The sequence below is a fragment of the Guyparkeria sp. SB14A genome (assembly GCF_005096345.1).
GTDB classification, from domain to species: domain Bacteria; phylum Pseudomonadota; class Gammaproteobacteria; order Halothiobacillales; family Halothiobacillaceae; genus Guyparkeria; species Guyparkeria hydrothermalis.
Genome location: NZ_SWAW01000049.1, coordinates 1 through 7,082, shown reverse-complemented (window position 1 = coordinate 7,082; position 7,082 = coordinate 1). Strand labels below are relative to the sequence as shown.

Sequence of the window (7,082 nt, the reverse complement as noted above, 5' to 3'; positions counted from 1 at the left end):
CGCCCGCCGCGCGAGGAGCCGGCCGCAGGCGAGCCGTTGCCCGAGCCGCCGGGCGGGCGCAGCCTCGTCATCGAGAACCAGTCGATCGACGGGCTCAAGGTCATCCCGGCCAAGTGCTGCAACCCGCAACCGGGTGAACGGGTGATGGCGTTCCTGAGTCGCTCGCAGGGCTACAAGCTCCACCGCCCCGATTGTCGCAACCTCGCCCACCTGGCCGGCCAGTACCCGGAACGGGTGTTGCCGGTCGAGTGGCCAGGGGCCGAGGACCGCTCCGGCTGACAACAAACCGTCATGCGCGCGGGGTAGCGTGGCGCCAATGGAAAAGACACCTGTTTCCCCGCCGCTGCACCTGGCCGACGTCACCATGTTCTGGGGGCCGGCCTCGGGCGGCGTGCGCCGTTACCTCGAGGCCAAGCGCCACCACATCGCTGATTGCCCGGATTGCCAGCACAGCCTGCTGGTGCCCGGCCCGCATTCGGCGTGGTCGGCCGATGCCAATCAGTGGCTGCGCCAGTTGCCGGCCTGGCGCCTGCCCGCCGGCGATGGCTACCGGTTTCCCCTGCGCCCCGGTCCCTGGCGGGAGGCGTTGATCGAGCTGGCGCCCGATGCGATCGAGGCGGGCGATCCCTACGTCACCGCCCACGCCGCCCAGGCCGCGGCGAAACGACTGGGCGTGCCGGCGGTCGGCTTCTTCCATTCGGACCTCTCGCGCTTGCTCGCGCTGCGTTGCGGCGACTGGGTCCGGCCGCTGTCGGGGCGCTATCTGGGCCGGCTGTATCGCCGATTCGACTGGATGTTCGCCCCGAGCGACGTCATGGCCAGCCAGTTGGCCGACCTGGGCGTGCGCCATGTCAGCGTGCAGCGCCTGGGCGTGGATACCTCGATCTTCCGTCCCTCCGCGGTCCAGCCGGGACTGCGTGACGCGCTCGGGATCCCGCGCGATGCCCGCTTGCTGGTGTTCGCCGGGCGCAACACGCGCGAGAAGCACGTCGACCAGCTGGTCGCGTCGCTCGACGAGCTCGACGATCGTTACTACCTGTTGCTGATCGGCGCGGGCATGCCCGTCGGCAGCCATCCCCGTCTGCGCGTGGTCGATTACGTCGCCGACGAGCACACGCTGGCCGCCTACCTCGCATCGGCGGACGCCTTGCTGCATGCCGGCGATGCCGAGACCTTCGGCCTGGTGATCCTCGAGGCGATGGCCTGCGGCCTGCCGGTGGTCGGCGTGGATGCCGGGGCCACGCCCGAGCTGGTCGACGAGACGGTGGGCGAGCTGGTGCCGCAGGCGCGGGCCGCGGCACTCGCGCGGGGCGTGACGCGCCTGTTCGACCGCGACTGGCTGACCGCCGGCGCCGCCGCGCGCCGACGGGCCGTGCGTCACTACGGCTGGGGGCCGCAGCTCGATCGGCAATTGCTGAGGATGGGCCAGCTCTGCCGCGAGGGGCGGGTCAGCGACGACATTGGCCGCGAGGCATCGTGGCCAGGGAAGGGCTCGGTTTCCGCCTGATCGGGCCACGCGGGCCCGCGGTCGTGTCGCTCGGCCCGGATTACCTCGCCAATGCCGCGCTCTTGACCAGGGCGATCACGGCCTGGCCGGCATCCAGCCCCATGTCGGCCACGGCGCGGTCGGTGACCTCGCTGACCAGCCGCTGACCGTCCTCCAGGGTGAGGAACACGGCCCGGCGGCCCGGGGCGCTGGTGTCGATCCGTTCGATCCGGGCCGGGAGCTGGTTCTGCATCGAGATGTTGTCGAGTCGCTTCCGGGCCAGTGCCACGTCGTCGGCGCGCACGCGCAGAGACGTGGGCCGTGCTCGGTCGTCGAGCCGTCCGCGCCCAGTTGAAAGGTGACCGGCTGGCCGGTGCCCGTTTGGGGTGTGGTGACGAAGCGCAGGCGATGCGGGTCGCCGTCGACGTGCTCCACGTGCCCGTCGAGCGAGGCGACCGGGCCTTCCTCGGTGAACAGCGGCGAGTCGACCCGCCCGAGCGCCTCCTTCAATGTCTCGACCCGCTCGACGCGCCCCTCGCTCATGAACACCACCCGGTCGGCGAGGCGCTCCACCTCCGCCGGGGCGTGGGTGATAATCACCGTGGGAATGCCGAAATCGCGGATCACCGTCTCGAACAGGTCCAGGAGCTCTGCCTTGGCGCGCCAGTCGAGCGCGGCTAGCGGCTCGTCCATCATCAGCACGCGGGGTTTGCCGATCAGGGCCCGGGCGATGGCGATGCGCTGGCGCTCGCCGCCGGAGAGCTTGCCCACCGCCCGGTCGAGCAGCGGGCCGAGGCCGGTGCGTTCGATGATCTGGTCGCGGTCGATCGCCGCCCCCCGGTCCGCTGGGGCGCGTCTGGCGGCGAAGTCCAGATTGCCGCGCACGGTGCGGTGGGCGAGTAGGGCGGCATGCTGGAAGACCATGCCGATGTCGCGCTGCTCGGCTGGCAGGGCGTGCCGGCCGTCCTGCCAGGTCTCGTCGTGAAAGCGCAGCTGTCCGCGCGTCTGCCGGTCCAGGCCGGCCATCGCGCGCAGCAATGTGCTCTTGCCCGATCCCGAGCGACCGAACAGCGCGGTCACGCCGTCGGAGTCGAAGGCGAAGTCGCCGGAGGCCATGCGGAACTCGCCGACGGTCAGTGTGAGGTTGCCTGCGAACATGCCCCTACCCCAGTCGTGCCGAAAACCGGCGGTTGATCAGGTACACGCCCACCAGCGTGGCGAAGGAGAAGATCACCATTACCGCCGAGAGCAGGTGGGCCTGGGCGTACTCGAACGACTCGACGTGGTCGAAGATCGCGATCGAGACCATGCGCGTCTGCCCCTCGATGTTCCCACCGACCATCAGCACCACGCCGAACTCGCCCACGGTGTGGGCGAAGGTGAGCACCGAGCCCACCAGCAGGCCCTGGCGCGACAGCGGCAGGATCACCGTGAAGAACCGGTCGAGAAAGCCCGCGCGCATCAGCCGGGCGGCATCCAGGACCTCCTCCGAGAGCCCCTGGAAGGCGGACATCATCGGCTGGACCATGAATGGCAACGAGAACAGCACCGAGCCGATCACCAGCCCGGCGAAATTGAAGGTCAGCTGGCCATCGAAGCCGAACCGGCCCAGGAACTCGGTCAGCGGCCCGTTGGGGTTCATGGCGATGATCAGGTAGAAGCCCAGCACCGTCGGGGGCAGCACCAGCGGCAACGAGACCAGTGCCTCGAAGACCACCCGCCAGCGCGATCGCATGCGGGAAAGCCCCCAGGCGATCGGCACGCCGATGAGTAGCAGCAGGATGGTGGTCACCGCCGCGACCTGCAGGGTCAGCCAGATCGGATGGGTGTCGAGCGGGATGCCGAACAGGGTCATGGAAAGTCCTCGGGGAACGGTTCCTCAGGGCGTGTCGTAGCCGTACTTGGCGATGATCGCCGCGCCCGCGTCGCCGCGGACGAAGGTCAGGAAGTCATCGACCACCTCGGGGTGTTCGCTGCGGGTCAGCGCCACGGCACCCTGCTCGATCGGGTCGTAGTCCTCGGCCGGCGGCATCCAGGTGTGGCCTTTGCCCGCGACCGGGCTTTCCGGGTCCCGCAGCTGCGACAGGGCGACGAACCCCAGCTGGGCGTTGCCGGTGGTGACGAACTGGAAGGTCTGCGTGATGCTTTCACCGGTGGCGATCTTTCCCGCGTCTCGGTAGCGCTGGTAGAGGCCGCGCTTTTCCAGCACCTGCTGCGCGGCCAGTCCATAGGGCGCGGCCTTGGGGTTGGCGGCCGCCAGATAGCGGAAGTCGCCGTCGGCCAGGATTGCTTCGGCGCGCTCGTCGACCGGCAGGTCCAGGCTGAACAGGGCGAGTTGTCCCCGGGCGTAGACGAAGAAGTCCCGCGCGTCACCGGCCTCGACCAGGAGCTCGGGGCGATCCGTGTCGGCAGAGAAATAGGCATCGAACGGCGCGCCGTTCTGGATCTGCGCGAGCAGCTTGCCCGATGGGCCGAAGGAGAACCGCACGTCGTGACCGCTCTTCGCTTCCCAGGCCGCGCCGATCTCCTCGGCCGCCTTGGTGAAGTTCGCGGCGACCGCCACGGTGATGGTCGCGGCCTGGACCGCCGTCGCGGTCAGCCAGCCGCTGGCGAGCAGGGTGGTCATCAGGGTCTTCTTCCACATCTCGAACTCCTTGTTTCGTTCTTCGATGAGTCGCTGGGTATATATCGGTGCGCAAGGCGAGATGCCGCGCGAGCGATTACGTCGCTACTCGTCCACGCCCAGGATGACGTGGCTGGCCTTGATCTGCGCACAGGTCTTGCCGCCCTCGCGCAGGCCCAGGGCAGTGACGCTCTCGTTGGTCACCACCGCGGTCAGCCGGGCGCCGCCGGGCAGGGCGATGGCCACCTCGCTGTTGACCGCGCCGGTCTCGATCCGCTCGACCGTGCCGCAGAGGTGGTTGCGCGCCGAGGTGCGCGAGGCGGCATCGGCCAGGATGACGAAGCTCGACTTGACCAGGGCGTGCACGTCACCGCCCTCGGCCAGCCCCATGTCCTCGACGCTCTGGCTGGTGATGACGGCGACCAGCTCGTCGCCGCCGTTCAATGCGACGACGACCTCGCTGTTGACCGTGCCCCGGGTGATCGCCTTCACCTTGCCGGCCAGATGGTTTCGGGCGCTTGTCTTCATGTTGATTCGCCTGATCAGGTCCAGTTGATCGGTGATCTGTTCGCGTTCGAACAGGGCGAGCATCTCGCGCTGCAGGCCGTCGAGCCGCCGCCAGGCGGCCAGCAGTTGCCGGCCCTCCTCGGTCAGTTCGGCGCCGCCGCCGCGACTGCCGCCATGGCGGGTGGCCACCAGTGGCCGGTCGGCGAGGTTGTTGATCGCGTCGATCGCGTCCCAGGCCGCCTTGTAGGTCATGCCGATCGCGCGGGCCGCGCCGCTGATCGAGCCGGTTTGCTCGAGCGCGGCCAGCAGCCGCAAGCGGCGGTCCGAGATCTCACCCGCGCCCAGCTTCAGGCCCAGCGAGCCAGTGAACGACGCGGTATGTTCTTTACTATATATCGACATATCGGCAGAGACAACGAGGGGTGGATGTCCCACATCTTACCCGTGAGGCGGCGCGTGGGCAGAGGCTCCTTAGCGCTGGTAGTCCTTGATCTGCTGGAAGGCCTCCAGCGCCCGTTCGCGCGAGGCCTTGAGATCGACGATCGGTTCGGGGTAGGTCTCGCCCAGCCTCACCCCGGCGCGTGCCAGCGTCTCCGGTTTCGCCTCCCAGGGCGCGTACAGGGCCTTGTCGGGCAGTTCGGCCAGCTCCGGCACCCAGCGACGGATGAAGGCGCCCTCGGGGTCGAACTTCTCGCCCTGCAGGACGGGGTTGAAGATGCGGAAGTAGGGGGCGGCATCCGCGCCGGTGCCCGCCACCCACTGCCAGCCGGCGGTGTTGCTGGGCAGATCCGCGTCGACCAGCGTGTCCATGAACCAGTCGGCGCCGATACGCCAGTCGACCAGGCAGTTCTTGGTCAGAAACGAGGCGACGATCATCCGCGCGCGATTGTGCATCCAGCCGGTCGCCCACAAGGCGCGCATGGCCGCGTCGACCACCGGGATGCCGGTCTTGCCGCGTTGCCAGGCCACGATGTGATCCGTGGCGTTGCGCCAGGGCAGGTGGTCGAAGCGGGCGTCGAGATTGTCGGTTTCGGTCCGCGGGAAGTGGTAGAGCAGATTGGCGCCGAACTCGCGCCAGCCGACCTCGCGCAGGAAGTGCTCCGGGCCCTTGTCGTCGAGGGCGTCCGGGTACTCGCTGCGCACCCGGGCGACGACCTGGCGCGGGGAGATCTCACCGAAGTGCAGGTGCGGCGAGAGCCGCGAGGTGCCGTCCAGGTCGAGCCGGTTGCGGGTCTCGTGGTAGCGCGAGACGTCGTCGAGGAATGACTCGAAACGATCCCAGGTACCCGCCTCGCCCGGCGTCCACCAGTCGGCAAAACCGTCGGCCCAGTCGAGTTGCGGCAGGAGCTCGAGCGAGTCGATCGGCTCGCTCGCGATGGCCTCGTCCACGGCTGGCAGTCGCTCGGGGTCGGACAGGACGGGTAGGTCGATGCCCTCGGCGAGCAGCGCCTTCCAGTAGGGGGTGAAGACCTTGTAGGGCGCGCCCTGCTTGTTGAGCACGTTCCAGGGCTCGTGCAGGTAGTTGCCGGCAAACGACTGGACGCTCAGGCCCTGCTCGCGTAGTGACTGCTTGACCGCCCGATCGGTGGCGATGCCGGCCGGTTCCAGTCGACGGTTCCAGTGCACGACGGTCGCGTCGGTCTCGGCGGCCAGCCGGGCCAGCACCTCGGCCGGCTCGCCGCGGCGCACGATCAGCCGACTGCCCCGTGCCCGAAGGTCGCGATCGAGCGCCTCGAGGCTGTGATGCAGCCACCAGCGGCTGGCCCCGCCCCGGAGAAAGCCGTCGCGGCCCTCCTCCGAGCCCTCCGGCGGTACGATATAGACGGGTATGATGTGCTCGGATGCCAGCGCGGCGTCGAGTGCCGGATTGTCGGCAAGGCGCAGATCCTGGCGGAACCAGACAAGGGTGGTCGATGTGGACATGGACGGTTGGCTAATGGCTGCAGGGAGGAATGGCCGGTGAGTATGGCAAAGCGCCCTGATTTTTTTCTGCTGCTCGCCGGCCTGGTCGCGGCACTGGCCCTGCCCGCGGGGCACGCATTGGCCGCGTCCCAATCGGCCGATGCCGACGCGCCGGTGGTGCTGGTCGCCCCCGTGGCAACCGGCGTGGTCGAACGGGCACCGCTGGTCGGCGAGGTGGCCGCCGAGACCACCGCCTCGGTCGGCTTTCAGGCCACCGGGCGGATCAGTGAACGCCCGGTGCGCCGGGGCGAGCGCGTCGAGGCTGGTGAGCCGCTGGCCCGACTCGACAACCGTGATCTGGCCGCGCGGGTCGACTCGGTCGAGGCCGAGCTCGCCCAGGCCGAGTCCGAGGCACGCCTGGCGCGGCAGGAGCTGGCGCGCACCCGCGAGCTGCGCGAGCGGCAGGTGGCCAGCGAGCAGGCCCTCGACCAGGCCATCTCGCGCGAGCAGGCGGCCCGGGCCCGCGCGGCCAGTACCCGCCGCCCGGCTGGTCGAGGCGCGCAA

The 7,082-nt window shown here is 69.5% G+C and carries 7 protein-coding genes and 1 pseudogene; 3 read left to right on the top strand and 5 right to left on the bottom strand.

Annotated features, from left to right (window positions below; genetic code table 11):
• Together FAZ79_RS11505 and FAZ79_RS10930 are read left to right on the top strand one after the other, a co-directional pair.
• Positions 1 to 279, top strand: a pseudogene (locus FAZ79_RS11505) (bifunctional (p)ppGpp synthetase/guanosine-3',5'-bis(diphosphate) 3'-pyrophosphohydrolase); the annotation flags it as partial.
• 37 nt (positions 280 to 316) lie between these two features.
• Positions 317 to 1,507 carry a glycosyltransferase gene (locus tag FAZ79_RS10930; protein WP_136868000.1) on the top strand — a complete coding sequence of 397 codons (1,191 nt, stop codon included), beginning with the start codon at positions 317 to 319 and terminating at the stop codon, positions 1,505 to 1,507.
• 75 nt (positions 1,508 to 1,582) lie between these two features.
• On the opposite strand, the gene FAZ79_RS10925 is transcribed toward FAZ79_RS10930, so the two are convergent.
• From FAZ79_RS10925 to FAZ79_RS10905, 5 genes are all read right to left on the bottom strand, one after another.
• Positions 1,583 to 2,644, bottom strand: a complete 1,062-nt coding sequence (locus FAZ79_RS10925; RefSeq protein ID WP_136867999.1) for an ATP-binding cassette domain-containing protein — start codon at positions 2,642 to 2,644, stop codon at positions 1,583 to 1,585.
• A 4-nt stretch (positions 2,645 to 2,648) separates the two neighbouring features.
• The gene (modB, locus tag FAZ79_RS10920) at positions 2,649 to 3,341 is read right to left on the bottom strand and encodes a molybdate ABC transporter permease subunit (RefSeq protein WP_136867998.1); all 693 of its coding nucleotides are present in this window, start codon (positions 3,339 to 3,341) and stop codon (positions 2,649 to 2,651) included.
• A 24-nt stretch (positions 3,342 to 3,365) separates the two neighbouring features.
• A complete protein-coding gene (modA, locus tag FAZ79_RS10915; protein WP_136867997.1) occupies positions 3,366 to 4,130 on the bottom strand; it encodes a molybdate ABC transporter substrate-binding protein in 765 nt (254 codons plus the stop codon).
• An 84-nt stretch (positions 4,131 to 4,214) separates the two neighbouring features.
• Positions 4,215 to 5,018 (bottom strand): TOBE domain-containing protein, encoded by an 804-nt coding sequence (locus tag FAZ79_RS10910; protein ID WP_136867996.1) that lies wholly within the window; start codon positions 5,016 to 5,018, stop codon positions 4,215 to 4,217.
• A gap of 69 nt (positions 5,019 to 5,087) precedes the next feature.
• Complete coding sequence (locus tag FAZ79_RS10905) at positions 5,088 to 6,539, bottom strand: deoxyribodipyrimidine photo-lyase (protein WP_136867995.1); 1,452 nt, start codon at positions 6,537 to 6,539, stop codon at positions 5,088 to 5,090.
• 42 nt (positions 6,540 to 6,581) lie between these two features.
• Between FAZ79_RS10905 and FAZ79_RS10900 the strand changes: the two genes are divergently transcribed.
• Positions 6,582 to 7,082, top strand: a 501-nt coding sequence (locus FAZ79_RS10900; RefSeq protein ID WP_136867994.1) for a biotin/lipoyl-binding protein, incomplete at its 3' end; no start/stop codon positions are given.